Below are 24,184 nucleotides of genomic sequence, written 5' to 3' on the forward strand. Positions count from 1 at the left end.
ACATGCGACGCCTGTTCCCTGTGACCGACCAGACAGACGAAACATCAGTACGGGACTCCGTACGGGACTGGGGGCTGGGGGAGCTGGCCGACGCGTACGCGTACCCCTCCGCGGGCACCGCCTGGCTGCGGGCCAACATGGTGTCCACGCTCGACGGAGCGGCCCAGCACGACGGCCGGTCACAGCCCATCTCCAACGCCACGGACATGCGGATCTTCGGCACCCTGCGGGGGCTCGCCGACGCCGTGGTCGTCGGTGCCGAAACGGTCCGCCAAGAGGGTTACCGGCCGGCGCGCGCGCGTGAGGCCTTCGCCGAGCGCAGGGCGGCCGCCGGGCAGGGTCCCGCGCCCGCGATCGTCGTGGTCAGCGCGAGCCTGGAGCTGGATTTCGCCCTTCCGCTATTCACCACGCCGCTGGTTCCCACGCTCGTGGTGACCGGCGCGGCGGCCCCCGCCGACCGCGTCGCCGCGGCCGAGAAGGCGGGCGTCGTGGTGGTGACCGCGGGGGAGGGCGCGGGGGCAGAGCCGGCCCGGATCGTGCCGGTACTCGCCGAGCGGGGCCTGACCAGGCTGCTCACCGAGGGCGGGCCAAGACTGCTGGGCCAGTTCGTGGCGGCCGGGGCGCTGGACGAGCTGTGTCTGACGGTGGCCCCGATGCTCGCGGCGGGCGATGCGCAGCGCATCGCCGGAGGGCCCCGGATGGCGGTGCCGGAACGTTTCGCGCTCGCCGCGGTCCTGGAGGAGGCCGGCTTCCTCTTCACCCGATACCGTCGAACCTGACAATCAGCGGAATTGCCCGTTCCGTTTCGCTTCCGCTGGGCACACTAAGTCGCAGACCCCGTGCGGCCACGGGGCAGGATGGTTTCCGCAGAGGCCTGTCGAGACAGACTCTCGGCAGCCCACGGATGAGAAGGGCGCCTGTCGTGTTCACAAGCGTATTGATGATCGAGAAGGCCCTGACCTCCGCCGACGTGGAGTTCGTCACCACCTTGCACGGCGACGAGCCGGTCACCTTCCGGGTGCTGCTCCAGCCCCGCGGAGACCAGGCCGACCGCCTGCTGCGGGCCATCGACGACGTGGCTCTGGGGGAGCTCGACGAGGCGGCGAGGGAAGGGGACGTCCCCGAGGGCGATGAGGCGACGGCCCCCGCGCAGAAGGCACTGCAGGTGTCCCTGACGGCGCTGCGCGCGGCGGGCTGCGAGGCGGCGGGGAAGCTGATCGAGGACCACCCTCTCGACGCGCTCAAGGGGCTCGTCGACGAGGCGGCGGCGGACGAGGTCATCGTGCTGACCGACCCGCATTACGTGGAGGAGTTCTTCCACCGGGACTGGGCCTCGCGGGCGCGGCACAAGGTGGGGGTTCCGGTCCTGAAGCTGTTCTCGCACACGGAGGACTGAGCGCGCTCCGCCGGAGCCGCGGGCAGGTGAGGGCTCTGCGGTGATGGACCAGGGGGCGCAGGTGGGCCCGCTGGTGTGCCCGCTGTCGGTCCGAGGCAATAGTCTGGGCCTGCTTCATCTGCCGAAACGCTTGCACGCTTGCACGCTTGCACGCTTGGACTCTTGGGGAGACACACGTATGGCACCCGGCCTGCCCACCGCCATGGACCGACCGCACTTCATCGGCATCGGCGGCGCCGGCATGTCGGGTATCGCCAAGATCCTGGCCCAGCGCGGCGCCAAGGTCGCGGGCAGCGACGCGCGGGAGTCCGCCACGGCCGAGGCCCTGCGGACCCTGGGCGCCACGGTCCACATCGGCCACGACGCCGCGCACCTCGCGACCGACGCGACCTGCGTGGTCGTCTCCTCCGCCATCCGCGCCGACAACCCGGAGCTGGCCCGCGCCACGGAGCTCGGCATCCCGGTCGTCCACCGCTCGGACGCCCTCGCCTCCCTCATGGAGGGCCTGCGTCCGATCGCGGTGGCGGGCACGCACGGCAAGACCACGACGACGTCGATGCTCGCGGTCACCCTCTCCACCCTCGGCCTCGACCCCTCGTACGCGATCGGCGGCGACCTGGACGCCCCCGGCTCGAACGCGCTGCACGGCGATGGCGGCATCTTCGTGGCTGAGGCGGACGAGAGCGACCGAAGCTTCCACAAGTACGCCCCCGAGGTCGCCATCGTCCTGAACGTGGAGCTCGACCACCACGCCAACTACGCGTCGATGGACGAGATCTACGAGTCCTTCGAGACCTTCGCGGGCAAGATCGTCCCCGGCGGCACGCTGGTGATCGCCGCGGACCAGGAGGGCGCGGCCGAGCTGACGCGCCGGGTGCGCGACCTGCCGGACCTGAAGGTCGTCACGTACGGCGAGTCCGATGGCGCCGACCTGCGCATCCACAAGGTGACCGCGCGCGGCCTGACCAGCGAGGTCACGGTCGTCCTGAACGGCAAGTTCCTGACCTTCACGGTCTCGGTCCCCGGCCGCCACTACGCCCACAACGCGGTGGCGGCCCTCGCCGCGGGCATCGCACTGGGCATCCCGGCCCACAACCTGGCGTCGGCGCTCGGTTCGTACACCGGGGTCAAGCGCCGCCTCCAGCTCAAGGGCGAGGCGGCGGGCGTCCAGGTCATCGACTCGTACGCGCACCACCCCACGGAGATGACGGCGGACCTGGAGGCGATGCGCTCCTCGGCGGGCGACTCACGCCTCCTGGTGCTCTTCCAGCCCCACCTCTTCTCGCGCACGCAGGAACTGGGCAAGGAGATGGGCCAGGCCCTTGCCCTCGCGGACGCTTCCGTGGTCCTGGACATCTACCCGGCCCGCGAGGACCCGATCCCCGGCATCACCAGCGCCCTGATCATCGACGCGGCCACCGCGGCAGGCGCCGACGTACGGCCCGTGCACGACAAGGCCGATGCCGCCGCGGTCATCGCGGGAATGACGAGGCCCGGCGATCTCGTTCTCACCATGGGAGCGGGCGACGTCACGGACATCGGCCCGCAGATCCTGGCCGAACTGTCGAAGTAGCAAGTCGAAGCAGCAAGGGGTGCAGTCTCATGTCGTACGACGTAGAGAAGCCGGACGAGCAGTGGCGCGCGGAGCTGAGCCCCTCGGAGTACGCGGTACTGCGTCAGGCGGGCACGGAACCCGCCTTCGTGGGTGAGTACACGGACACCAAGACCAAGGGCGTCTACTCCTGCCGCGCGTGCGGCGCGGAGCTGTTCACCTCGGCGGAGAAGTTCGAGTCGCACTGCGGCTGGCCGAGCTTCTTCGACCCGAAGGACACGGACGCGGTCGAACTGCTCCAGGACAGCTCGCACGGCATGGCTCGCACGGAGGTCCGGTGCGCACGCTGCGGCTCGCACCTCGGCCACGTGTTCGAGGGTGAGGGCTATGCGACGCCGACAGACCAGCGGTACTGCATCAACTCGATCTCGCTGACGCTGGCGGCTGACGAGGGCTGACCCCCAGCCGCCGGGTACTCAGGACGGTGACGGCTCGGAGGTGAGGTCTTCCTGGCCGATCCTCCGGCCGTTCTGGTAGATCGTCACGACGCCGTCATGGATGCGATAGCGGTAGGGGTCGTTGCGTGCCTCATAGCCGTCCGACGTCTTCTCGGCGGGCATGGCGATGCCCTTCTCGCGGTGGTCGCTGAACTCACCGAAGTAGTACAGCCGCCCGCTTTCCGTACGGCAGAGGGTGATCTGCTTGTTCTTCGTACGGAACGCCTTCACCAGTTCGGCTCCCTCCCCGGAAGGCAACGCGGAGGCGATCCGCCCCGGGCAGGAGGTTCCCTTCTGCGAAGGCTCCGTCCCTGGCCCGTCGCCCCCGGACGAGTTGATGTCCCCGCAGCCCTTGATGAGCAGTTGCAGGAGAAACAGGGTCACGGCCACGCCGAGGCAGCTCTGGAAACATCCACTGCCTGTGCTCTTCTTCGGCTGCGGGCGCCGGTACGAAGGGGGCGAGGGGTACGACGGGTATGCGGGCCGGTAGGGCGGTGTCGCGGCCGGCCTGCTGACCGGGGGTGGACGCGGGGTGGTCGTCGGCGGGACGTAGCCGACGCCCGACGGGTAGAAGACCTCGGCTGCCGGCGGTCGGGGCGCCGTGGGCCGCGCGGAACCGCTGGGTGCGGTCCGTGGGCGCGGCGTCGACGTGCCCGTGCTGCCGCCAGGTCGAGTCGATGTGCCCGGCCTGCCGCTCGTCGGTCCCGGTGCCGCCTTCTTGGGCGGGGGCTTTTTGGCCGGCGTCGTTTTGGCCGCGGTCTTCTTGGCAGCGGGCTTCTTCGGTGCCGCCTTCTTTGTGGCGGCCCGCCAGCTTGTCGCGCAGGCGATGCAGGACAGGTCGGTCCGTGCGTTGTTCGTGTCGCACTTGAGGCACGTCCAGTCTCCCGAAGGGCGTGTCGCCGTCGGCCGCTTTGCCGGAGCCTTCTTGGCAGGGGCCCCCTTTGCCGGGGCCCGCTTGGCGGGCGTAGGGGTGCTGCGCGGGGTGTCGCAAATGTGGCACACCTTTTCGTCAGGTGCGTTGAAGATGTCGCATGCCGCGCACTGCCAGTTGGCCCCAGCCACCCTGCCTACCCCCTCCTACGCCGACCCGCTAGGGCGCCGGGACCGCCGCGATCCGGTCGAAGATTTCCTCGTACAGCTCCGCTGACTGGACGCTCTCGGGAACGGCGAGCCACCCGTCGCTGTCACAGGGAACACGACGCAGCGACTCGTCCTCCGGTGCTTCGGCGGTCGAGTCCTTCAACCCGTAGGCCTGTTGCAGATCCGCGACGTATTGCGAAGCGTAGGACACGTGTGACGAGGGGATGTCGACCCGCACCATGATCCGGCCCGGCTCACCCTGCTCCCCGGGCCGGAAGTGGAAGATGATTTGCGCCCCGTTGTCGTGCCCGTGGGTACGGATACTCACAGAGACGCATTGGGCCATGAGCGCGTCCACGCCACCAAAACCGCTCCAGCGGAAAGCGAACGTCCCTTCGACCACGCTGAGTTGGCCGTCCGGAAGGCTGAGTCTCACAGGCTGTTCGCGATCGTCTCGATGATCTCGTCCATCTCGAACTCCTCCAGGCCTTCGCCCGCCTTGGACTCGAAGTGGAGTGTGAGGTCCCATTCCTCGGCGATGGGGTCCTGCCAGGGGGCGCTGTCGGGCGCGAAGAGGACGAGGCGTTTCGCGGACTGCTCCATCACCGCGGTCTGGCTGCGGGCATAGCCCCACTGCTCGAACAGCTCGTCCATGGTGCGGGGAATGTGCGCGGGGTAGGTCTGGGCGGCGGCACCTACCGTGCCGAGCGGGTGGGCCGGCGCGTCCGTGAACATCACGACCACATGACGCCGACGGTCAAGTCCCTTCTCCCAGGGCGAGTTGATGGCCAGCGCGAGGGCCTCAAGACCGGACTCGGGGATGTCCCCGCCGCCGGATGCCTCGATCCCGCGGACGAAGGACTCGAACTCCTTCGACTGCGCGGGGAGTTGCAGGAAATCTGTCTGCTCGATGGCGTCGGAAGGGTCGTCACCGAAGTCACGGAACGCGATGACCTTCAGCCGCAGCTGGCTGATGGCCTTGCCCTTCTTCGCCATGACGTCGTTCAGCCGCTCGTGGAACTGCAGCGCACTGGACTTCACCGTATCGAGGACAGGGAACATGCTGGCTGTCGCGTCTACGCAGAGCACGATGTCGACCGCGTACTGGAGATTGCCCTGGTACTGCCCGGTGTTCGCGTTCATGTGGTGTCTGTCTCCTCGGAACTGACGTTACGGCGGCGGTCGCCCAGATTGATCCGCACCCTGGACGCCTTTGGCGCCGCGGGGCGTGACTCCTCGGCGGGAGCGGGAGCGGGAGCGGGAGCGGGAGCGGGAGCGGGGGCCGGGGCGGCGGCGCCGCCCTTGAGATTCGCCCGGATACGGCTGGTGCGCTCGGAGGCGTCTCCCCCTCGTGCGCCACTGCCCCGCGCGGTCGCGTCCGGCTTCGACTCCGAGGTGCCTGGCCTGCGGTGGTGGAGTGCGCACACCTGGGGATCTTTCAGCGCCTTCAGGTACGCCCCCATCCGGGGTCGTTTCCGGGGCGCCAGGGACGTCATGGCCCGGATGAGCCCCTGCATGGAATCCGAGAGCCGGGCGTCGATGGCCAGCGCCTCGCCCGCGTTGACCGCATCCGCGGGAGAGCCGTACCGGTCGGCGTGGCCGGGCAGCGCCCCGGTGAGGTAGTAGTGCGTCATCAGGCCGAGTGCGAAGGTGTCGACAGCTGTGGTCAACTCCTCGGCCTGAACCGACTCGTCCTCCTGGACATAGCGGCGCCATTCCGGTGCGCCGTACAGCGAGTCACCTGCGATGTCCTGGCGTCCTGGGGGCCGGCACGACAGATACGAGTCATCGAAGTCGATCAGCTTCGCGGTGTGGAAGGCCGCTCCGCCCCGCTTCTGCACCAGCACATTGAGCGGCTTGAGGTCACCGTGCACCACATCAATGTCGTGCAGCAACTGCACACTGTTCGCCAGAGTCTTCAGGAGCACGGCTTTCTGCCGTGGGTCCAACGATTGCGGCTTCTCCAGGGTGGAGGTGTCGATGCGGTCGGTGACCTTGTAGTACGTACTGCCCTCGTGGAAGAAATCCGTGGCGAGCACGAGATTGCCGCCGCCGCGCGCGTCCGGGCGCAGCCGCTTCATGATGCCGCGGTGCCGGTCCTCGAACTCCTGGCAGACCTCAAGCCGGACACGGCGACTCGCCGCGCTCGCCGTGGAGCCCTCGCGCGGGCGCTTGGGTTCGAGGAACCGCTTGAGGAAGAACTGTTTGCCGCTCTTCTCCGCAAAGGCCCACATGCATTTGCCGCCGCCCGCGTTGGTCGGCTCGCTGGTGACGCGGTACCCGTTGATCACATCGCCAAGTTTCATGTCCGCTCCTCCGGCAGCGGTGGCAGGTAGGTCTCGTAGCCGGCGCGGTAGTCCCGCCAGGTCGCGTCCTGCCAGGCACGGATTTGGGATGCCTGGTCAGTCTTCTGGGGCCTGCCGTTTCCCATGAGCTGCTTCATGTCGGCATGGCGCCGCCTGAATGCGGACTGCAGATGGGAGAAGTCCGGGTAGCCCAGTGCGACGAGCGCGAGCGAGGCGTCGTCCGCCGTGTAGCTCTGTACGTTGTCCCGAATGAGGCGGGCCCAGTCGTCGGCGTTCTGCGCCCGCGTCAGCGTATGGAGCAGGTTGTACTCGAATTCGGCCGGCGTATGGACGTATCCGAAGAAGCCGTCAGTGGCGGCCAGCAGCACGGCGGGAAGCGGCAGTGTCATCGGCTCGGTGTCGATGGTGAATTCCCGGTCCGCGCAAATCGAGTTGGTCATCGGCGGGTCCGAGCGCAACAGGGCGAGGGCGTCGGTCTCCTCCGTGTGATCGCGGGTCACCACATGCAGACCGCTGTCCGGCAGCAACAGGTAGGCGCGTGAGTCGCCGGCCCAGAGGGCCTTTGCCTCAAGCGTCTTGTCGGCGTTCACGTGATAGCGGATGGCTGCCAACGTGGTGGGCAGTTGGCGGCGCATCCTGCCCACGATCTTGCTGCGTCGTAGGGGGATGGCCTTATGGAAGTGGTCCATGTAGTCGCGCAGCAGCTCACCGGTGTCCAGCTCATCGCGTGTGACCACGTCGTGGAACCAGCAGTCGGTGGCCAGTCGTGCCACGCGTGAACCGACCCACGCTCCGGTCTGCGTCCCGCCGTCCGGAGTCTGCCGGACGGGTGCGGACCCCGCACCTCCCGAGCCGTCGAAGACGGCGATCAATCCCTGCTGCGTCTCCAGGTGGTGGGCGATGAACGGTTCGGCGTCCTCACCACGGCCGCTCACGCGCTCCGTCCACACGCCCACGGCCTGTAGTTCGCCCACGACGTCACGGACCCAGACCATGGCGGGCGGGGCGGGCGGGGCGGGCGGATCTGCGGGCGCGGGGGATGCCCGCCGCGCGGGGGCTGCTTCGCGGTACTGGGCCGGCTGTTGTTCCGCGCCGCCGACCAGGGCGTCGACGTGTTCCCCGGCCGGGCTGTGGTGTGCCGTCATCGCCCGTCACCGCCGTCCTTGCCGGGGCGTCGCGTACCGTCCGGACGGGCGGCTGTGCCCCGCACCCGGCTGACGCGGCGTGGTGCGTCGGGCTCGGTCGGCTTCGCCTCAGGAACCGGGGAGGCGGACGGCTCCGGGGCGCGTGGGCGGGAGCGAGGGAAGCGGGAATCGGTGCGGCCCGGAGGAACCGGCTCGTCCTCCGGCGGCCGGGAAGCCGTGCGCGGTTCAGTCGTACGCGGATCAGTCGTACGCGGGCCGGCCGTGCGCGGAACCACCACCTCTCCTCGCAGCGCGGGACGCCCCGATGGCTCATCGGCTTCGGGACGTTCATCGGCCACCGGCTCGGCAGGGTCGCCTCCCGAAGTCAGGGCTCCCCTCAGGCGGCTGCGCCTTCCACCGCCGAACGGTCGCTCCTCGCCGCCCAGGACGTCTTCCACGACGGCACGCTCCAACTCGGCCTGCTCGAACGGCTCTCGGTGCGCGTCGCCACGCTCCAGGATCATCCGCATCGCCTGGAGCCGGGCCTCGCGCTGCTCGGCCTCCCCCTTCTCGATCCAGGCGAGTGCGGCACGTGCCCCTTCCCTCTCCATGATCTCGGCGATGAGGCCCTCGACCCCCTCCTCGCGGATCATGTCCAGGTGGCGCTTGCGGCGCATCCCGTCCAGGCGGGTCTCGCGTACGACATCGCGGAACTCACGCCCGCTCGCGGCGATCTCGTCCTCGTCGACGAGGAGCTCGATCTGGATGTTGCGCAGTCGCACGGCCGAGTCACCGCTGAAGCCGTGGAGCGCGACGTTGAGGGCTTCCTCCGCCTCGTGGAACTCCCCGATGTCGTAGTCGCGGGAGACCTGCCGCAGCATGCGCCGTACCGCTCCGTACAGCGCACCGCTCATGTCCCGGATGCCGCGCGACACCACCTCGGCGGGATCGGCGACCTGGGCGATCAGCTCCACCCGGCTCCGGAACGAAAACGTGGCGTCTCGGCTGAGCAGGGCTACGTCCAGTACGAGCCGGTGCTCGGTCAGGTCGACCGTGTACACCCGCTGATATGTGCCGAACCACGCGGACGGGACCTCGCCGCCGGGACGGACCGTCAGCGCGGAGCCGCTGTCCGGGACCAGCACCAGGGCTCTGCCCGGAGCCGGTGGCCGCAGCGGATTCGTCAGCCGCCATCGTGGCAGCGGCTGACTGTCAAGGATGGGGTCGTACGTCAGCTCCTCCACTGCTCTCCTCTCCTCTGCTGTGCCCTGTGGGCGATATCGGGCCTGTACCGGGGTGGGCAAGTCAGCTCGCGCGCTCCACGGCGCGCAGCAGCACGGCGGAGTTCGGGGACGGCCGTTCCCGTCCGCCCGACCAGCGCGCCAGCCACCAGATGAGCCGCTCGCGGTGCTTGCCCGGCCTGCGGGCGATGTCGGCCAGAAGCTGAGCGATCTCGTCCAGGGCGCCTGGGCACCGGTCCGCGTACACGTCCGTCCAGAGGCGCAGGGCATCAAGTGCCGGTTCCTGCACGGGTTTGCGGGCCAGCGCCCGGGCCCATAGCTCCGAGACCCGTGCCGCGTCCTTGGGTAACCTGCTGAGCAGCAGCGGGACCCCGGGGACCGCACCCTTCAGCGGATCGGCGCCCGTAGTTCCAGGGGCGGCCCGCTCGTAGGGGTGGGACGCGGCGAAGACGAAAGCCGACAGTGTCTTCACGACCATCGGGGAGACGTCCTGCGGCTGCGACCAGTCGAGGTAGGCGTCCAACACCTCACCGGTCCGGCCCTGGTGGAGCAGGTGCAGGCCACCCCAGGTGACGGGGGTGAGTGTGCCCCAGTCGTCCCCGCGGTCCAGGGCGGTGCGCAGCACGCGCAGTGCCCGCTCGGGTGTGTTGCGGCCGAACAGCCCACCGACCGCGTTCGCCGCGGTACCGGCCAGTCGGCGTTCGTACGCGGACGACCCGCCGCCCGCCCAGTCCTGCAGCAGGTCCCAGACCTGCCCGGCGGATTCCGGGGTGCCGCCCGCCACCCCCAGGGCGGTGGCCGCGGCTTGGCGTATGGGCCAGGACGTGCTGCCTGCCCACGACTTCAGGTAGCGGTGCACCGCGTAGTGGTGATCGGCCCGGGCCAGCATTCCGGCCGCGACAGCCGCCTGTGCCCGCACCTCCAGGTCGGCGTGCCCGAGAAGCCTGCGCAGCCAGCCGAGCACCGCCTCCCGCCGGCCGTCGAGGGTGGTCCACGCGTAGGCGAGCACCACGTGACGCAGCAGCGAGCTGCGGAAGCGCACGCGGGGAGGCCCGGGGAAGCCGGCCTCTTTGGCGAAGACCAGCTCGATCCAGGGCTGTTCATGCCCGAGCCGGTCCCGGAACCGGATGTCGGGCGGTGCGGGACCCTCCGGTGCGAGAGCCTTGTACAAGGCCATCGCGGCGTCGGCGACCGTGAGGTAGCGGCTGTCTTCCAGGACGGCGGCGGCCAGGGCGAAGGCGATCGCCTCCGGCTCCTGATGGCTGCGGAACCAGGTGTACACCTGATCGCTCGGGTCGCGCAGGGCGGCAACCGCCGCAGGCAAGTCGCCGTCCGCGGTGATGACTGAGGCCAGCGATACCGCGTGGCTTGCCCACGGGCGTTCGCTCAGCGCCGCCACGGCGCCGGAGGACTTCAGCAGGACGTGCAGTTCGGAGCGGAGACCGGGATCGCCGCCCAGGCCGAGCACCCGCCGCTCCACGACGGTCACCGGATCGACCGCGGCCACGGGGTATCGGACCACCCCGTCCGCTCGGGGGTCCGATGCCAGCATGTCCAGATCGTGGCCGCCCACGAGCACCAGGTGACAGTGGGCGGCGCGCAGCCTCGCGGCAACTCCGGCCAGGCTGCGGAGTCCTGCCGCACCGAACGGGCTCACCGCCGTGGGACCGTCGTCGAGCACGGCGAGATATCCGCTGTGCTCGGCCGGCGGCTCCCAGCCCGGTGCCGCGATGGTCGCGGCGTCGAGGACGCGGTGGCAGCCGCCGCCGGGGGCTCCGTCCAGGGCCAGCGTCTCGGCGAGGAGATTGACGGCGGCAGCCGTGCGCCCGCTCCCGGGGGGCCCGGTCAGCAGCAGCAGATGGTGAACCCGCAGCAGGTCCAGTGCCTCGTCGTAACCCTCGGGCTGGACGTACAGCTCGGTGTACTCGGCGAGTTCGGTCTCCTCCAGCGGTACGGTGCCGACCGCGCCGCCCAGCTGCGCGGATGCCCGCCGCCCGTCGGTGTGGAAGCCGCCGCCGAAGCTGACGGAGTCATTGAACAGCGCCAGCGTGCCGATCCGCGTACCCGAGGCGTCGGCGTTCAAGCGCTCGGCGATGAGATCGGCGATGGCCCCCGCGCGGAGCGCTTCCGAGCGCTCGGCCTCGTCCTGGCCGCCGCCTTCGGCGAGTGACTTCAGCGCGTCCGATTCACTGACCGGACCGTCAGTGTGCGCGCCGCTGTGTGCAGTGCCGTCCGCCGCCGGGCCGCTCTCCGTGGCGGGCGGCTCGGGTACGTCGGCGGCCCCGTGTGCTGCCTCGGCCGGCAGCGATTCCTCGCTCATGAACTCTTGGTCTTCCGCGCTGCCTTGAGGTGGTCAGGAGATGTTCCAGTCGCCCTGGATCTCGACTTTTTCGTTGAAGACCTGGGCGTTCTTGATCAGCGCCGCGTTCACCTGCGCCCCGCCGCCCCGGGCAGCCACCGCCTCGTCGACCATCCGCCGTACATCCGCCTCGAAGTCGCGGTCGCGGAGCATGTGCGCCAACAGCATGCGCTGCAACTGCTCTTGTGCGCCTTCGTCGTCGGGTTGCCGCTGCACGCGGTCGAGCGCGCCCTCGGCATCGCTGTCACCGCGGAAACGCGCTCTGATCCGCTCCACCAGCCGCGCCCCACCGTTCCAGCCGGAACGGCCGGCTTCCTGGGCGGCGGACTCCACCATGCCTTTGACCACTAGAGCTACCCCGGCGGCCGCGGCAGCGGTGAGCGGATCCATGTACTCCCCCGTGTTACGTACAGACAGGCTTCCCAACTTAGGTGAAGGGGGTCACTCCACGTGGCGTGCTGCTCGCGAATGTCCAGAAATTGTCGCTCCCGTTGCCAACGCGAAGTGATTTACGGCCAGTTCGATGCGCTGGGTCGATTTTGTGCGCCCAGTTCTCAGCCACGCCCGCTCGGACTTACGGCCGGGCGTGGCTGAAGGGGGGCGGAACTAGAACGTCAGCTTCCAGCTGTTGATGTAGCCCGTGTCCTGCGCCGCCACATCCTGCACCCGCAGCTTCCAGGCGCCGTTGGCCGGCTCGCTCGACGCGTCGACCGTGTACGTCGCGATGACGTTGTCCGCCGAGTCGTTGCCGCTGGAGTTCTTCAGGCGGTAGGCCGTCCCGTCGGGGGCGAGCAGGTCGACGACCACGTCGCCGCGCCAGGTGTGGCGGATGTCGACGTCCACCTTGAGGGTGGCCGGGGCGTTGCCCGTGCGGCCTGTCACGTTGACCGTCGAGGTCACTGCGGCGCCGTTGTCCGGGATGGCGACGTCCGTGGTGTTCTCGTACGCGTCGCCAGGCGGGACCGGGGTGCCCGCGCCCAGGGTCCAGATCGCGTGGGCGATGGCGTCGCTGTTGCGGTCGAGGGCCGTGTCGTTGATGTTCGCCGAGGTGTCGCACGACGCGTGGTAGCAGCGGTCGAAGGCCTGGCCGGCCGTGCCGCCCCACTTCTGGGCCTGGGCGGACGTCTTGGTGTAGTCGGCGCCGGAGAAGAGGCCGCCGACCGGGATGCCGACGTTCTTGAAACTGGCGTGGTCCGAGCGGCCGTCGCCCTCGGTCTCTATCTCCGTGGGGATGTTCAGGCCCGCGTAGAAGTCCTTGAAGGTCTTCTCGATCGTGGGGTCGTCGTCGTAGACGAAGTAACCCGGGTTCGGGGAGCCGATCATGTCGAAGTTGAGATAGCCGCTGACCTTCGAACGCTCCGTGGAGGGAAGGTTGTTGACGTAGTACCGCGAGCCGATCATGCCCAGCTCCTCGGCGCCCCACCAGGCGAACCGCAGGTGCTTCGTCGGCTTCAGCTGCGCGCGCGAGACGGCGAGCGCGGTCTCCAGGATGCCGGCCGAACCCGAGCCGTTGTCGTTGATGCCGGGACCTGCCGTGACGCTGTCGAGGTGGGCGCCCGCCATCAGGACACTGTTCGCGTCGCCGCCCGGCCAGTCGGCGACGAGGTTGTAGCCGGTGGCGCCGCTTGAGGTGAACTGCTGGACGGTGGTGGTGAATCCGGCCGCGTCCAGCTTGGCCTTGGTGTAGTCGATGGAGGCCTTGTAGCCGGGGCGCCCGTGGGCGCGGTTGCCGCTGTTGGCCGTGGCTATGGACTGGTACTGGGAGAGGTGCGCCTTGACGTTGGCGAGCGGGATGTCGGGGGCCGCGAGCGTCGGGGAGGGGGCTGAGGGCGCGGAGGGTGCTGCGGGCGCTGCCAGGGCCGCGGGCGCGGCGGCGGCTATCAGCCCGGCCGCGGCCAGCGTGGCGACGCCGGCGGTGGCCCGTCTCAGGGTGCGGGGCAGGACGGGACTGGGTCTGGAGATTCTCATGTGGGGCTCCGAATTCCGAACAGCGATGGGGACGGAACGTACGAGACGCCCTGCGAAGCGGATGCCGCAGGGCGTTGGAGCTGTACTGAGCAGAAGGCAGAAGTGGGGCGCGTGGTGCGTTGCCTGATGTTGGAGGTGCGGCGACCGGCCGTCAAGAGTGGAAACCGGTCAGATGCCGGTCAGCCAAGTTCGGATATCGGACAACGGATGACCTCCCGGCCCGCGGGGGGCCGGGAGGCCGGCTTCAGTCCTCTTCGGGCGTCTCGGGCCGCAGCAACGGATGCTTGACCCCGGGGAACACCCGGGCCCGGATCACCGGCTCCGCGGACGCGCCCTGGATCACCGTCTCGGCGATGCCCCACGGGCGGCCGGGCAGGACGACGGTGATCGTGTACGACGACGAGCAGCCCATGCAGTCGTAGCAGTCCACCCAGGTCTCGACCTCGGTGCGGCTGCCGGGGTAGCGGGCCACGTGGCGGTGGCGGGCGTGGCAGCGGTCGCACTTCTCGCCGGGCTCGCACGTCCCGCCACAGGGGCAGGGGACGTCCAGGGTCTCCGCGGGCTGCCAGCGCTGCGTGACGACGGCCTCACGGGTGGCGCCCATGTCCTTCATCGCCTTCAGATTGCGGGCGGCGACGTTGTACGACTCGCCGGTCGACGTCATCCGGTTGCGGATCACGTCCTTGCGTCCGCGGTTCGTCGTCATCTTCTCGGTCCTCCTGGGGTTCACGCAGCCCACCAGGAGGCCCATGAGATCTGACCTCCTACGGTACCTGCCGCGAGGCACCGCCCTCGAACGCTCTGCTCGCTCTGCTCGATCTACTCGATGACGAGCTCGACCTCGATGTTGCCGCGCGTCGCCTTGGAGTACGGGCAGTACGCGTGGGTCGCCTCGACCAGCTGCTGCCCGATCTCGCCCGCCAGGGAGTCCGGCAGCTCCACGCGCATCACGACCGCGAGCCCGAAGCCCGCGTCGTCCTTGCCTATGGAGACCTCGGCGGTGACCGAGACGTCCTTGGTGTCGACCTTCATCTCACGGGCCACCGCGCCCATCGCACTGGCGAAGCAGGCCGCGTACCCGGCCGCGAAGAGCTGCTCGGGGTTGGTGCCCTCTCCGTTGCCGCCGAGCGCCGGGGGCATGGCGAGCGCGAGGTCGATCCGGCCGTCGGAGCTGACGGCGCGGCCCTCGCGGCCGTTCGCGGTGGCGACGGCGGTGTACAGCGCGTTCATGGGGGTGTCCTCTTCCCTCGGTCGAAAAGCTTCAGGGGTAATGGTTGCACGCTATTTAGTTGTGTGCAACTTAATGGCGTGTGCCAGGTACGCTTGAGCCATGACCTCATCGCCGACCGAAGCGCCCACCGGACGCGAGCTGCCCGACGTGCCCACAGGACGCGAGCTGCCCGACGTGCCCGACGCCGAGCTGCTCCGCCTCGACCACCAGGTCTGCTTCTCGCTGCACGCCGCCTCGCGCGCCTTCGGCGGCGTCTACCGCGATGCCCTCAAGGACCTCGGCCTCACATACCCCCAGTACCTGGTCATGCTGGTCCTCTGGGAACACGGCCCGCAGCCCGTCAAGGTCATCGGTGAGCGGCTGCGCCTCGACTCCGGCACGCTCTCGCCGCTCCTCAAGCGGCTGGAGGCCGCCGGGTTCGTCCGGCGCGAGCGCAGCACCGAGGACGAACGCTCCGTCACCGTCCAGCTCACGGCGGAGGGGGAGGAGCTGCGGGAGCGCGCCCTGCCCGTTCCGCGCCGGATCCTCGCCTCGACCGGGCTCACGGTCGAGGAGATCCTCGCCCTGCAAGGACTCCTCGGCCGTCTGACGGGGGCTCTCGACGAGGCTCACTGAGAGGCGGGGCTCACGGGGGTGGAGCCGAGTTCACCGCTTCAGGTCCCGCAGGTACTTCCCGAACTTCTCCAGGCCGTCGATGTCGCGCGGGCCGCTGATGCCCTCGTTGTAGTCGAGGACGAAGAAGTTGTTCTTCTTCACGGCGGGCAGTTCCCTGGTATGTGGGGACTTCTTCAGGAAGTCGATCTTCTTCTTGGCGGGCATGTCGCCGTAGTCGAAGATGATGATGACCTCGGGCTCGGCCTTGGCGACCGCCTCCCAGTTCACCTGGGTCCACCGCTCGTCGAGGCCGTCGAAGATGTTCCTGCCGCCGGCGGCCTTGATGATGTCGTTGGGCGGGACCTGGCTGCCGGCCGTGAAGGGCTGGTCCGTGCCGGAGTCGTAGAGGAAGACGGGGGTCGCGTCACCCTCGGCAGCCTTGGGAGCCTTGGACTTCACTGCGGCCACGCGCTTCTTCAGGTCCCCTACGACCTCGTCCGCCTTCTTCTCGACCCTGAAGATCTTGCCCAGGCGCTCCAGGTCCGAGTACAGGGCGTTGAACGGGGTCACCTTCTGCGGGTACTTGGGGTAGTTGAAGCAGCTCTCCGTGTGCATGAAGCTCTGGACGCCGAGCTTGTCCAGGATCTTTGGGGTGATGCCCCGCTGGTCGCTGAAGCCGGAGTTCCAGCCCGCGACGACGAAGTCGGACTTGGCCTCGACGACGAGTTCCTTGTTGAGGAGGTCGTCGCTGAGCATCTTCACCTTCGCGTACTCCGAGGCCCAAGGGGACTCACTCACGGGCGGGTTGGCCGGAGGCATCACATAACCGTGGACGTGCTTCGTCAGGCCGAGGCTGAACATCTTGTCGGCGCTGCCGCCTTCGTAGACCACCGCCCGCCGCGGGGTCTTGTACGTGACCGGCTCACCGCATCGCTTGACGGTGACCTTCTTGGACGTGTCCGCGTTCTTGGCGGCCGAGTCGTCGACCTCCGCGCCGCAGCCGCCGAGCAGCAAGGCCGCCGCGAGCGTCGATCCGATGGTGGTACGGGTTCCGGGCATGGTTCTGGGCATGGCCTGGTGGTGCCTTTCAAGGGGGGGAGAGGGGGCCAAGGTGAGCCGAGGGGCTCAGTGCGTAGAGAAGCTGAGGGTCGCCGGTCAGGGGGTGGCTGATCACGCTGGCCTTGACGCCGAACACCTCGTCCACGAGGCCCGTGGTGAGGACCTCCTCGGGCGTCCCCGCGGCCACGAGCTCGCCCCCGGACAGCACCCCGATGCGGTCGCACGCCGCCGCGGCGAGGTTGAGGTCGTGCAGAACCACGAGGACGGTGAGCCCCGAGCCCCTCAGGAGTGAGAGGAGCTCTATCTGGTGGCGTACGTCGAGGTGATTGGTCGGCTCATCGAGAACCAGGATCCGCGGCTCCTGCACCAACGCCCTTGCCAGCAGCACACGTTGGCGCTCGCCGCCGGACAGAGTGAGTACGCCGCGGTGGGCGAGGCGGGTGAGGTCGAGGCGGGCCATCGTCCGCGCGCACAGCTCCCGTTCGCGCGCGCCGAGCGCCTGGTTGCCGCGCAGATGGGGCGCGCGGCCCAGGGCGACGACCTCCGCCACCGTGAAGTCGAGGTCCACCGCGCCGTCCTGGGCCATCGCGGCGATGACCCGCGCGCCGTGGCGCGGCGTCAGGCGGGCGAGGTCGTCGCCGCCGACCCGGACCACGCCGGAGCTGGGGCGCAGCGCCCGGTAGACGCACTTGAGCGCGGTGGACTTGCCGCTGCCGTTCGGGCCGACCAGGCCCACGATCTGTCCGCTGCCGACCTCCAGGGACAGGTCACGGACGAGGAGCTTTCCGTCGATCGTCACGGACAGGCCGTCGAGTACCAGATCCATCTCAACGGCCCCCGAACATATAGCCCTTGCGCCGCATCAGCGCGATGAACACCGGCACTCCGACCAGCGCCGTGATGACCCCGAGCGGCAGCTCACGCGGCGCGACCAGCGTGCGCGACAGCAGGTCGACCCAGACCATGAACACCGCTCCGGCAAGAGGCGCGACGGCGAGTACCCGTGCATGCGTGGCGCCCACCACCATGCGTACGAGATGCGGCATGACCAGGCCGACGAAGCTGATCGCGCCGCTCACGGCGACCATCACCCCGGTGATGAGCGAGGCCAGCAGGAGCAGGCCCTTGCGGTGCCGGTCGGGGCTGATGCCGAGGCTCGTCGCGGTCTCGTCGCCGAGCGCCAGGACGTCGAGCGCCCTGCTGTAGCGGTGGAGCACGGTGAGACCGAGCAGCACGCACACGGCCACGACGGGCAGCGCGCCCCAGGTCGCGGCGCCGAAGCTGCCCATCGTCCAGTACAGGACCATGCTGGTCGCCTCGCTGTCCGGCGCGAAGTAGATGATCACGCTCATCACGGCCTGGAAGCCGAGCGCCATCGCCACCCCCGTCAGGACGAGCCGCAGCGGCGCCAGCCCGCCACCGCGGCTCGCCGAGGCGACGTACACGAGAAGGGAGGCGACGAGCGCGCCGATGAACGCCCCCGCGGAGACCGCGTAGATGCCGAGCGCCGCGAGCCCGCCGGTGACCGTGACGCCGACCGCGCCGACCGACGCCCCGGACGAGACGCCAAGGACGAAGGGATCGGCGAGCGCGTTGCGCACCAGCGCCTGGATGGCGACGCCGACCGCGCTCAGCCCCGCCCCCACAAGTGCCGCAAGGAGTACGCGGGGTGTGCGGATCTGCCAGATGATCTGATACGTCGTCACCTCATCGGCGTCGATCCTCCCGCCGCTCAGCGCCGCCCACAGCAGCCGGGCGGTGTCGCCCGGAGTGACCACGGCCGAGCCGAGGCCGATGGCCACGACGACGGAGACCAGGAGTACGGCGAAGAGGGCGGCACATGCTGCCGCGAGCCCCGCACGCGAGGCGAGGCGGCCCTTCACGGGCGCTTCGGCTTCGGCTGCGGGGGTGGTCGTGGGCGGTGGCACGGGGTGGTCGGGCCTCTCAAGTCGGGGTGGGTGAACGTCCGTTGGGGCAGCGCCCCGAAGGGGCGCGGGGAACTGCGCGACCAGCCACGATGGCGCCGCAGACGATCGACGGCACGGCACGGCACAGACGGAACGGCACGGAACAGACAGCACGGCAGAGGAACGCTCAGGGGGTGGCGACCTCCTCCACCGCCCCAGCCCTCAGCACGAGCCCCGCCGAGACAAGCGCGACAACCACCAGCGCCCCGAAGGCCATGGCGATCCCCGGATATCCGGCGAGCCCAAGGCCGAGCCCGCCCAGGGCGGCCCCCACGAATACCCCGAGGCTCATGCCCGCCGCGTTCACGCTCAGGGCCGCACCGCGCTGGGGACCGCACCGCCGGACGAGCAGGCTGATCACGCACGCGGCGACGACGGCGTGGCTCGCCGCGTGCAGGGCCGTCATCGCGAGCGCGAGCGGCAGCCAGTGCGTGAAGTAGAAGCCCACGACCGAGACGAGCGCGGCGACAAGCCCAGCGGCCAGCAGCCGCTCGGTGCCGATCCGTGGCTCCTCGGAGTTCGTGAGGCGCCCCGTGAGGAGGTTGCTCACGAAGAACGACGCGCCGCTGAGTGTCCACACGAACGCGAAGAGCCCCGGGTCGAGCGCGAACCGTTCGTCGTAGTAGGCCGCCAGGTAGGAGAGATAACCCATGAATACGGCGGTGCGCAGCAGGGAGATGAGCAGCAGCGGTACGACACCGGGGATCGCCCCGAGCGCCTTGAACGAGGCTATGTAGCCCAGGCGTTGGGCATCCGGCGGTTCCACGACCGGCTTGTCCTTGCCGCGCAGGAAGAAGACCGCGGCGAGCAGCAGCGACACCCCGGTCACCGCGAACAGGTCGCCCTGCCAGCCCCAGAGCAGCGCGGGCAGCGCGATGACCGGCGCCGCCAGCATCGCGGTCATCGACTGGGTCGCCGTCACGAGCGTCGCCGCGCGCCCGGCCGCCTTCCCCGAACCGAAGCGGTCGGCGGCGGCGGCCGTCAGCGCCGGGTTCAGGACCGACGTACTCGCGCCGACGAGCAGGCAGAACACGGCGAGCAGCAGGAAGTCCCCGCTCGCGCCCAGGGCGGCGGACACGCCGAGCGCGGCCAGACCACCGGCGGCGGCCCACTCCTTGCGCACCCGGTCGATGAGCGGGGCGAGCGCGGTGCCGACCAACAGGGCCGCGAGGCCGCCGAGTCCGCGCAGGCCGCCCAGGGTGGCGACGCTGCTTTCGGCTTCCTCGGCCATCGGCACCAGATACGTACTGAAGACGGTGAACGGCAGCAGGCCGACCGCGGAGGCGACCAGAACGGGCCACAGGGTGCGGGCCATCCGCAGGTCACCCGGCAGCGCCTCCTCGGCACCGACGGCCCGGGGATCCACCGCGGAGCCCTCGGAGCCCTCGGAGTCCTTGGAACCCTTGGAGCCCCTGGTCTCGACGCTCACGCCGCCTCCCGGTAGCGGTACAGGGGCGTCTCGTCGGCGCTGAACTGCGAGAACGCGAAGGGCTCCGCGGAGAGTCCGCTGACCCCTGCGGGCAGGAAGGCGCGGGCCACGGCGCTGCCGCTCTGCGCGTACACCACCAGCGGCACCTCGTGCTCGCGGCAGTGCGCGAGGATCAGGTCGAAGGTGCCGTTGCTCAGCGTCATGCCGGTGGCGACGACGGCGTCGGCCGCTTCGAGCACCTCGGTCATGTCGTCGGTGACGCGGTCGCCCCACTGGGTCATACGGAGATTCAGATCGCAGGGCAGACAGACGCCGCCCCGCTCGCGTATCGCCGCGACCAGCGGATTGACCACGCCGATGAGCGCCACCTTCGCGCCGGGCTCGATGTCGAGCAGCCCGGCGATGGCTGCGTCGCGGGCCTTCGCCCGGACCTCAGGGGTACCGGTGGGCAGCATGACGCGCTCGGCTTCGGCGGCGTCCCTGTGCGGGTCTACCTGCGCGAGATAGGCGTCGAGTGCGGCGACGCGGACGGCCGTGGACTCGGCGCGCAGCAGCTTGTCGAGGGTGTGGCCCGATGCGTTCTCGCAGAAGTCCGGGGCGAGTTCACCGGCTTCGAAGGAGCAGGCGCCGAAGGCGGTGCCGACCCGGAGCAGCAAGTAGTGGTTGTGGTAGGTGACTTCGCTGCCGGCGAGGCGGGTGGTGTTGTAGAGCCAGAACGCGCTGGTGACGGAGAGATCGCGGGGGTCCGGCCCGTAGGCGCCCGCCAGGACGGCGTCGATGAGTTCGGCGACGGTGTGGGGCGGGTGGGCGTCGGTTGGTGACATGTGAGGTTCTTTCATAAGGATCGAGTACTGGAAGGTGCTGAGATGAGAATTCAGGACAGCTCGCGCCAGGAAGTGGTCGACCACGGGTGACTCAACTCGTCGAGCGAGGTGATTTCGTGGGGCTTCAGGGTGTCGGTGTCCTGGGCGTCCGCATGGTGGGCGTAGGCGCTCTCGACATAGCGGTGGCCCGTATCGGCGGCGATGAAGACGTACGTACGGGAAGCGTCCCGGCGCCGTTCCCAGAGCGTGGCCAGATAGGCGGCTCCGGCGGAAAGCCCCGCGAAGATTCCGCTGTTTCTGAGTAGCGATACCGCGCCGGATACCGCGCAGTCGAAGTTCACCCAGTGCACGCGGTCATAGGCCTCGTGCCGGACGTTCTCGAATTCGATGGCGCTGCCGATCCCGGCGATGATCATGTCCGGGTCGGCCACGTGCTCCGAGCCGAACGTGACGCTGCCGAAGGGCTGTACGCCGACGAGTGACACGTCCCGTCCCGCGTCCCGCAGGTAGCCCGCGATGGCGCCGGTCGACGCACCCGAGCCGACCCCGCCCACCAGGGCGAGCGGCCCGGTGGGGACTTCGGCGTCGATCGTCCGCGCCACGTCGCGGTAGCCGTAGTAATGAATGCCGTCGTGATATTGCCGCATCCAGTGGTACGACGGATTCGCCTCCAGGATCTCGGCGATGCGCCGCACCCTCAACTCCTGGTCGAGCCGGAGATTTTTGGACGGCTTCACCTGTTCCAGGGTGGCGCCGAGTATGTCCAGCTGAACGCGCATCGTGCGGTCCACCGTCGTGGATCCGACGACGTGGCACTTCATTCCATAGCGGTGGCAGGCGAGTGCCAGGGCCTGTGCGTAGATTCCGCTGGAACTGTCGATGAGGGTGTCACCGGGTTTCACGGCGCCTGAATCCAGCAGATGCCGAACCGCTCCCAGAGCCGAATAGATCTTCATCGACTCGAATCGGAGACAGACCAAGTCCGGCTCCAGGGAAACGAGATCGGGTCTTTTCACGGCTTCGGCTATGTGGTCGTGCATGAGTGCCCCCTGTCGGTCTGCCGAGGCCAGAGCATCACACTAGATGAAAATGATTGTCAAGACGCATAGTGCTGTGGCAGCCTGTGGGCGTCGAGAGCGTCGAGCCATCGGGCCATATGGCCATCGGCCGCTGAGAGGAGACCTGTGAAGCTGTCCCAGGAGACGGCGGGGCTGCGGCCCCGCCCGTCGCGTGAGGGGTCGGCCGGAACCGGGGTGGGTACCGCCTTCGGGACCTTCGGCGAGCTGCTGCAGGGCGTGCTGCCGGAGGAGGACGGCGACTTCCTGGTGACGCTGCCCGTCGCGCGCTGGACGATGGCCACGTACCGGCATGATCCCCGCTCCAGGGAGGTGCAGGTCCACCCGGCCGGAAAGACGAAGGCGCTCCAACTGGCCCGCACCATAGGCAAGTTGGCGGCACGCAAGACCGGGGCGGCCACCGGGGGCACCCTCCACGTCAACAGCGTCATCCCCGAGGGCAAGGGCCTTGCCAGCTCCTCCGCCGACCTGGTCGCGACCGCGCGTGCGGTGGGGCAGGCGCTGCGGGTCGAGATGCCGCCGTCCCGGATCGAGCGGCTACTGGCGGAGATCGAGCCTACGGACGGGGTGCTCTACCCGGCGATCGTCGCCTTCCACCACCGCAGCGTGCGCCTGCGCGACGTCCTTGGAACACTGCCGGTCATGGCCGTGGTGGGGATCGACGAGGGCGGCTCGGTGGACACCGTCGACTTCAACCGCCTGCCCAAGCCGTTCACCCTGGCCGACCGCCATGAGTACGCGCGCCTGCTCGACCGGCTCTCCTGCGCCGTCCGCCGCCGCGACCTGGCGGAGGTCGGCAGGGTGGCTACCCGCAGCGCGCAGATGAATCAACTCCTGCGCCACAAATGGTCGTTGGAGCCGATGCGGGAGATCTGCCGGGAGGTCGGCGGCCTCGGGGTCGCCGTAGCCCACAGCGGCACGACGCTGGGCATCCTCCTGGACACCCGGGACCCGTCGTACACACAGCGGGTCAGCGAGGCGGCGCGGGCGTGCGGGGAACTGGCGGGCGGGGTGACGGTGTACCGGACGCTCAGCTTCGCGAACCGCCTGGCGCGTAACGGCCCTACGGCTTGCGTAGAGGCCTAGAAGACCCTTCTACCCCGCGCGGCGGACCTAGAAGCCCCCCCGCCCCGCGGGGCGGACCTAGAAAAACACCCCGCACCGCAGCAGCACATTCGCGTACGGAGTCGCCTCGCCCGTCCGTACGACCAGGCGAGCCCCCGCCGTGCGGCGTTTGAGTTCCTCGTGTGGGACCAGGTCCAGGGGTGTGACGCGGGACGACAGGAGTTCCGATGTCGCCGGGTTCGCCTCGCGGACTTCCGTCGCCGCCGTTCCGCCCTCCGTCACCAGCTCGGCGAGCAGCCCGTCGAGCACCTCGGCGAACGACGGGACCCCGGCGCGGAACGCCAGGTCGACGACGCGCGGGCCCTGCGGTATGGGCATGCCCGCGTCGCAGATCAGGATCGTGTCCCCGTGGCCCAACTCGGCCAGGGCGCCGGACAGATGACGGTTGAGGATGCCGGTCTTCTTCACGCGGACGGCACCTCTTCCACCGTCGGGTACGACTCCTGCGCGCCCCGCCGGGTGACCGAGGCCGCTCCGACGCGCGCCGCGTACGCCGCCGCCGTCGGAAGGTCCTCGCCCAGGCCGAGGCGCCAGGCGAGAGCCGCCGTGAACGCGTCGCCCGCCCCGGTCGTGTCCACCGCCTCGACCTTCGGGCTCGGGACGGTGACAGGGGAGCCGTGGCTGTCGGCGGTCAGCGCGCCCTGCGCCCCCAGGGTGATCACCACCGAGCGGGGGCCGAGGGACAAGAGCCCCCGCGCCCAGTCCGCCGGAGAGTCCGATGGCGCCGCGTCATCGCCCAGGATGTAGCGCGCCTCGTGTTCATTCACCACCAACGGGTCGCAGGCCGCGAGGACTTCGGACGGCAGGGGCGCCGGAGGCGAGGGGTTGAGGACGAAGCGGGTGGTCGCCGGCAGGGTACGTACGATCTCCGTCACCGACTCGACGGGAATCTCCAGCTGGGTCGAGACCACCCGGGACGCGGCGAGCAGGCTGCCCGCCGCGCGGATGTCCTCAGGGGTCAGCCGGGCGTTGGCACCCGGCGAGACCACGATGCTGTTGTCGCCCGACGGGTCGACGGTGATCAGCGCGACGCCGGTGGGCGCCCCGCCGACCAGGACGCCGACCGTGTCCGCGCCCGCCGCGCGCTGCGAGTCGAGCAGGAGCCGGCCGTGCGCGTCGTCGCCGACCCGCGCGAGCAGCGCCGTGCGGGCGCCGAGGCGGGCCGCCGCTGCCGACTGGTTCGCGCCCTTGCCGCCCGGATGCGTGACGAGGTCGGAGCCGAGGACCGTCTCGCCGGGGGCGGGGCGGCGCTCGACGCCGATCACCAGGTCGGCGTTGGCCGATCCGACGACCAGGAGGTCGTACGAGGCGTCGGCATGGTCGTGGGCGTGGTCCTGCATCTGTGAATCCAGCTCC

General features: G+C 69.7%; 25 protein-coding genes. 6 read left to right on the forward strand and 19 right to left on the reverse strand.

What is annotated here, in order from left to right:
• Positions 1-2: 2 nt before the first annotated feature.
• The 4 genes from ACGFX9_RS11510 (at position 3) to msrB (ending at position 3,406) form a co-directional block, all read left to right on the forward strand.
• Positions 3-779, forward strand: a complete 777-nt coding sequence (locus ACGFX9_RS11510) for a pyrimidine reductase family protein (RefSeq protein WP_393468609.1) — start codon at positions 3-5, stop codon at positions 777-779.
• A 143-nt stretch (positions 780-922) separates the two neighbouring features.
• Positions 923-1,396 (forward strand): indole-3-glycerol phosphate synthase, encoded by a 474-nt coding sequence (locus ACGFX9_RS11515; RefSeq protein ID WP_393468612.1) that lies wholly within the window; start codon positions 923-925, stop codon positions 1,394-1,396.
• 178 nt (positions 1,397-1,574) lie between these two features.
• Positions 1,575-2,969 (forward strand): UDP-N-acetylmuramate--L-alanine ligase, encoded by a 1,395-nt coding sequence (murC, locus tag ACGFX9_RS11520; RefSeq protein ID WP_393468615.1) that lies wholly within the window; start codon positions 1,575-1,577, stop codon positions 2,967-2,969.
• Positions 2,970-2,998: 29 nt separating this feature from the next.
• On the forward strand, positions 2,999-3,406 hold the full coding sequence (gene msrB / locus ACGFX9_RS11525; RefSeq protein ID WP_393468618.1) for a peptide-methionine (R)-S-oxide reductase MsrB: 408 nt from the start codon (positions 2,999-3,001) through the stop codon (positions 3,404-3,406).
• Between the two features lie 18 nt (positions 3,407-3,424).
• Here the strand turns inward: msrB and ACGFX9_RS11530 are convergent, their stop codons facing one another.
• From ACGFX9_RS11530 to ACGFX9_RS11580, 11 genes are all read right to left on the reverse strand, one after another.
• Positions 3,425-3,835, reverse strand: a complete 411-nt coding sequence (locus ACGFX9_RS11530) for a hypothetical protein (RefSeq protein ID WP_393468620.1) — start codon at positions 3,833-3,835, stop codon at positions 3,425-3,427.
• 700 nt (positions 3,836-4,535) lie between these two features.
• Entirely contained in the window at positions 4,536-4,853 is a 318-nt protein-coding gene (locus ACGFX9_RS11535; RefSeq protein WP_393468623.1) for a hypothetical protein, read from the reverse strand.
• A 104-nt stretch (positions 4,854-4,957) separates the two neighbouring features.
• Positions 4,958-5,668: a vWA domain-containing protein gene (locus ACGFX9_RS11540; protein ID WP_393468626.1), complete on the reverse strand. Its 711-nt coding sequence runs from the start codon at positions 5,666-5,668 to the stop codon at positions 4,958-4,960.
• Positions 5,665-6,831 carry a protein kinase gene (locus ACGFX9_RS11545; RefSeq protein ID WP_393468631.1) on the reverse strand — a complete coding sequence of 389 codons (1,167 nt, stop codon included), beginning with the start codon at positions 6,829-6,831 and terminating at the stop codon, positions 5,665-5,667. The genes ACGFX9_RS11540 and ACGFX9_RS11545 overlap by 4 nt, the downstream gene beginning before the upstream one ends.
• On the reverse strand, positions 6,828-7,976 hold the full coding sequence (locus tag ACGFX9_RS11550) for a serine/threonine protein phosphatase (RefSeq protein WP_393468635.1): 1,149 nt from the start codon (positions 7,974-7,976) through the stop codon (positions 6,828-6,830). Before ACGFX9_RS11550 ends, ACGFX9_RS11545 begins: the two co-directional genes overlap by 4 nt.
• Positions 7,973-9,199, reverse strand: a complete 1,227-nt coding sequence (locus ACGFX9_RS11555; protein ID WP_393468638.1) for a hypothetical protein — start codon at positions 9,197-9,199, stop codon at positions 7,973-7,975. The genes ACGFX9_RS11550 and ACGFX9_RS11555 overlap by 4 nt, the downstream gene beginning before the upstream one ends.
• Before the next feature lie 61 nt (positions 9,200-9,260).
• A complete protein-coding gene (locus ACGFX9_RS11560) occupies positions 9,261-11,516 on the reverse strand; it encodes a hypothetical protein (protein ID WP_393468641.1) in 2,256 nt (751 codons plus the stop codon).
• 33 nt (positions 11,517-11,549) lie between these two features.
• On the reverse strand, positions 11,550-11,945 hold the full coding sequence (locus tag ACGFX9_RS11565) for a hypothetical protein (protein WP_393468644.1): 396 nt from the start codon (positions 11,943-11,945) through the stop codon (positions 11,550-11,552).
• Positions 11,946-12,161: 216 nt separating this feature from the next.
• Positions 12,162-13,523, reverse strand: a complete 1,362-nt coding sequence (locus ACGFX9_RS11570) for a M28 family metallopeptidase (protein ID WP_393468647.1) — start codon at positions 13,521-13,523, stop codon at positions 12,162-12,164.
• A 244-nt stretch (positions 13,524-13,767) separates the two neighbouring features.
• On the reverse strand, positions 13,768-14,229 hold the full coding sequence (locus ACGFX9_RS11575) for a hypothetical protein (RefSeq protein WP_393468650.1): 462 nt from the start codon (positions 14,227-14,229) through the stop codon (positions 13,768-13,770).
• Between the two features lie 113 nt (positions 14,230-14,342).
• Positions 14,343-14,753, reverse strand: coding sequence for an organic hydroperoxide resistance protein (locus ACGFX9_RS11580; RefSeq protein ID WP_393468653.1), 411 nt, complete (start codon positions 14,751-14,753; stop codon positions 14,343-14,345).
• Between the two features lie 100 nt (positions 14,754-14,853).
• On the opposite strand from ACGFX9_RS11580, the gene ACGFX9_RS11585 reads away from it, so the two are divergent.
• Positions 14,854-15,369, forward strand: a complete 516-nt coding sequence (locus ACGFX9_RS11585; RefSeq protein WP_393468656.1) for a MarR family winged helix-turn-helix transcriptional regulator — start codon at positions 14,854-14,856, stop codon at positions 15,367-15,369.
• Between the two features lie 30 nt (positions 15,370-15,399).
• Here ACGFX9_RS11585 and ACGFX9_RS11590 read toward each other — a convergent pair whose 3' ends face one another.
• From ACGFX9_RS11590 to ACGFX9_RS11615, 6 genes are all read right to left on the reverse strand, one after another.
• The gene (locus ACGFX9_RS11590; RefSeq protein WP_393468659.1) at positions 15,400-16,419 is read right to left on the reverse strand and encodes an ABC transporter substrate-binding protein; all 1,020 of its coding nucleotides are present in this window, start codon (positions 16,417-16,419) and stop codon (positions 15,400-15,402) included.
• A 16-nt stretch (positions 16,420-16,435) separates the two neighbouring features.
• The gene (locus ACGFX9_RS11595) at positions 16,436-17,233 is read right to left on the reverse strand and encodes an ABC transporter ATP-binding protein (protein ID WP_393468662.1); all 798 of its coding nucleotides are present in this window, start codon (positions 17,231-17,233) and stop codon (positions 16,436-16,438) included.
• 1 nt (position 17,234) lies between these two features.
• A complete protein-coding gene (locus ACGFX9_RS11600; RefSeq protein WP_393470387.1) occupies positions 17,235-18,290 on the reverse strand; it encodes a FecCD family ABC transporter permease in 1,056 nt (351 codons plus the stop codon).
• A 211-nt stretch (positions 18,291-18,501) separates the two neighbouring features.
• Entirely contained in the window at positions 18,502-19,803 is a 1,302-nt protein-coding gene (locus tag ACGFX9_RS11605) for an MFS transporter (protein ID WP_393468665.1), read from the reverse strand.
• Entirely contained in the window at positions 19,800-20,627 is an 828-nt protein-coding gene (locus tag ACGFX9_RS11610; protein ID WP_393468668.1) for a Rossmann-like domain-containing protein, read from the reverse strand. The genes ACGFX9_RS11605 and ACGFX9_RS11610 overlap by 4 nt, the downstream gene beginning before the upstream one ends.
• Positions 20,628-20,677: 50 nt before the next feature.
• Positions 20,678-21,667 (reverse strand): pyridoxal-phosphate dependent enzyme, encoded by a 990-nt coding sequence (locus ACGFX9_RS11615; RefSeq protein WP_393468671.1) that lies wholly within the window; start codon positions 21,665-21,667, stop codon positions 20,678-20,680.
• A gap of 150 nt (positions 21,668-21,817) precedes the next feature.
• On the opposite strand from ACGFX9_RS11615, the gene ACGFX9_RS11620 reads away from it, so the two are divergent.
• A complete protein-coding gene (locus ACGFX9_RS11620; protein ID WP_393470390.1) occupies positions 21,818-22,789 on the forward strand; it encodes a kinase in 972 nt (323 codons plus the stop codon).
• 57 nt (positions 22,790-22,846) lie between these two features.
• Here the strand turns inward: ACGFX9_RS11620 and rbsD are convergent, their stop codons facing one another.
• Positions 22,847-23,236, reverse strand: a complete 390-nt coding sequence (rbsD, locus tag ACGFX9_RS11625) for a D-ribose pyranase (protein WP_393468674.1) — start codon at positions 23,234-23,236, stop codon at positions 22,847-22,849.
• Positions 23,233-24,168 carry a ribokinase gene (locus tag ACGFX9_RS11630; protein ID WP_393468677.1) on the reverse strand — a complete coding sequence of 312 codons (936 nt, stop codon included), beginning with the start codon at positions 24,166-24,168 and terminating at the stop codon, positions 23,233-23,235. The genes rbsD and ACGFX9_RS11630 overlap by 4 nt, the downstream gene beginning before the upstream one ends.
• Positions 24,169-24,184 lie beyond the last annotated feature (16 nt).

Source organism: Streptomyces sp. NPDC048436, assembly GCF_043200355.1.
In the GTDB taxonomy this organism is placed as follows: domain Bacteria; phylum Actinomycetota; class Actinomycetes; order Streptomycetales; family Streptomycetaceae; genus Streptomyces.

Bases quoted from the DNA above. Each gene is read 5' to 3' on its own strand.
- murC (WP_393468615.1), top strand. From the start codon at position 1,575: ATGGCACCCGGCCTGCCCACCGCCATGGACCGACCGCACTTCATCGGC.
- ACGFX9_RS11510 (WP_393468609.1), top strand. From the start codon at position 3: ATGCGACGCCTGTTCCCTGTGACCGACCAGACAGACGAAACATCAGTA.
- ACGFX9_RS11550 (WP_393468635.1), bottom strand. From the start codon at position 7,976: ATGACGGCACACCACAGCCCGGCCGGGGAACACGTCGACGCCCTGGTC.
- ACGFX9_RS11565 (WP_393468644.1), bottom strand. From the start codon at position 11,945: ATGGATCCGCTCACCGCTGCCGCGGCCGCCGGGGTAGCTCTAGTGGTC.
- ACGFX9_RS11545 (WP_393468631.1), bottom strand. From the start codon at position 6,831: ATGAAACTTGGCGATGTGATCAACGGGTACCGCGTCACCAGCGAGCCG.
- ACGFX9_RS11615 (WP_393468671.1), bottom strand. From the start codon at position 21,667: ATGCACGACCACATAGCCGAAGCCGTGAAAAGACCCGATCTCGTTTCC.
- ACGFX9_RS11590 (WP_393468659.1), bottom strand. From the start codon at position 16,419: ATGCCCAGAACCATGCCCGGAACCCGTACCACCATCGGATCGACGCTC.
- ACGFX9_RS11595 (WP_393468662.1), bottom strand. From the start codon at position 17,233: ATGGATCTGGTACTCGACGGCCTGTCCGTGACGATCGACGGAAAGCTC.
- msrB (WP_393468618.1), top strand. From the start codon at position 2,999: ATGTCGTACGACGTAGAGAAGCCGGACGAGCAGTGGCGCGCGGAGCTG.
- ACGFX9_RS11610 (WP_393468668.1), bottom strand. From the start codon at position 20,627: ATGTCACCAACCGACGCCCACCCGCCCCACACCGTCGCCGAACTCATC.
- ACGFX9_RS11580 (WP_393468653.1), bottom strand. From the start codon at position 14,753: ATGAACGCGCTGTACACCGCCGTCGCCACCGCGAACGGCCGCGAGGGC.
- ACGFX9_RS11540 (WP_393468626.1), bottom strand. From the start codon at position 5,668: ATGAACGCGAACACCGGGCAGTACCAGGGCAATCTCCAGTACGCGGTC.
- ACGFX9_RS11585 (WP_393468656.1), top strand. From the start codon at position 14,854: ATGACCTCATCGCCGACCGAAGCGCCCACCGGACGCGAGCTGCCCGAC.
- ACGFX9_RS11570 (WP_393468647.1), bottom strand. From the start codon at position 13,523: ATGAGAATCTCCAGACCCAGTCCCGTCCTGCCCCGCACCCTGAGACGG.
- ACGFX9_RS11575 (WP_393468650.1), bottom strand. From the start codon at position 14,229: ATGACGACGAACCGCGGACGCAAGGACGTGATCCGCAACCGGATGACG.
- ACGFX9_RS11560 (WP_393468641.1), bottom strand. From the start codon at position 11,516: ATGAGCGAGGAATCGCTGCCGGCCGAGGCAGCACACGGGGCCGCCGAC.
- ACGFX9_RS11630 (WP_393468677.1), bottom strand. From the start codon at position 24,168: ATGCAGGACCACGCCCACGACCATGCCGACGCCTCGTACGACCTCCTG.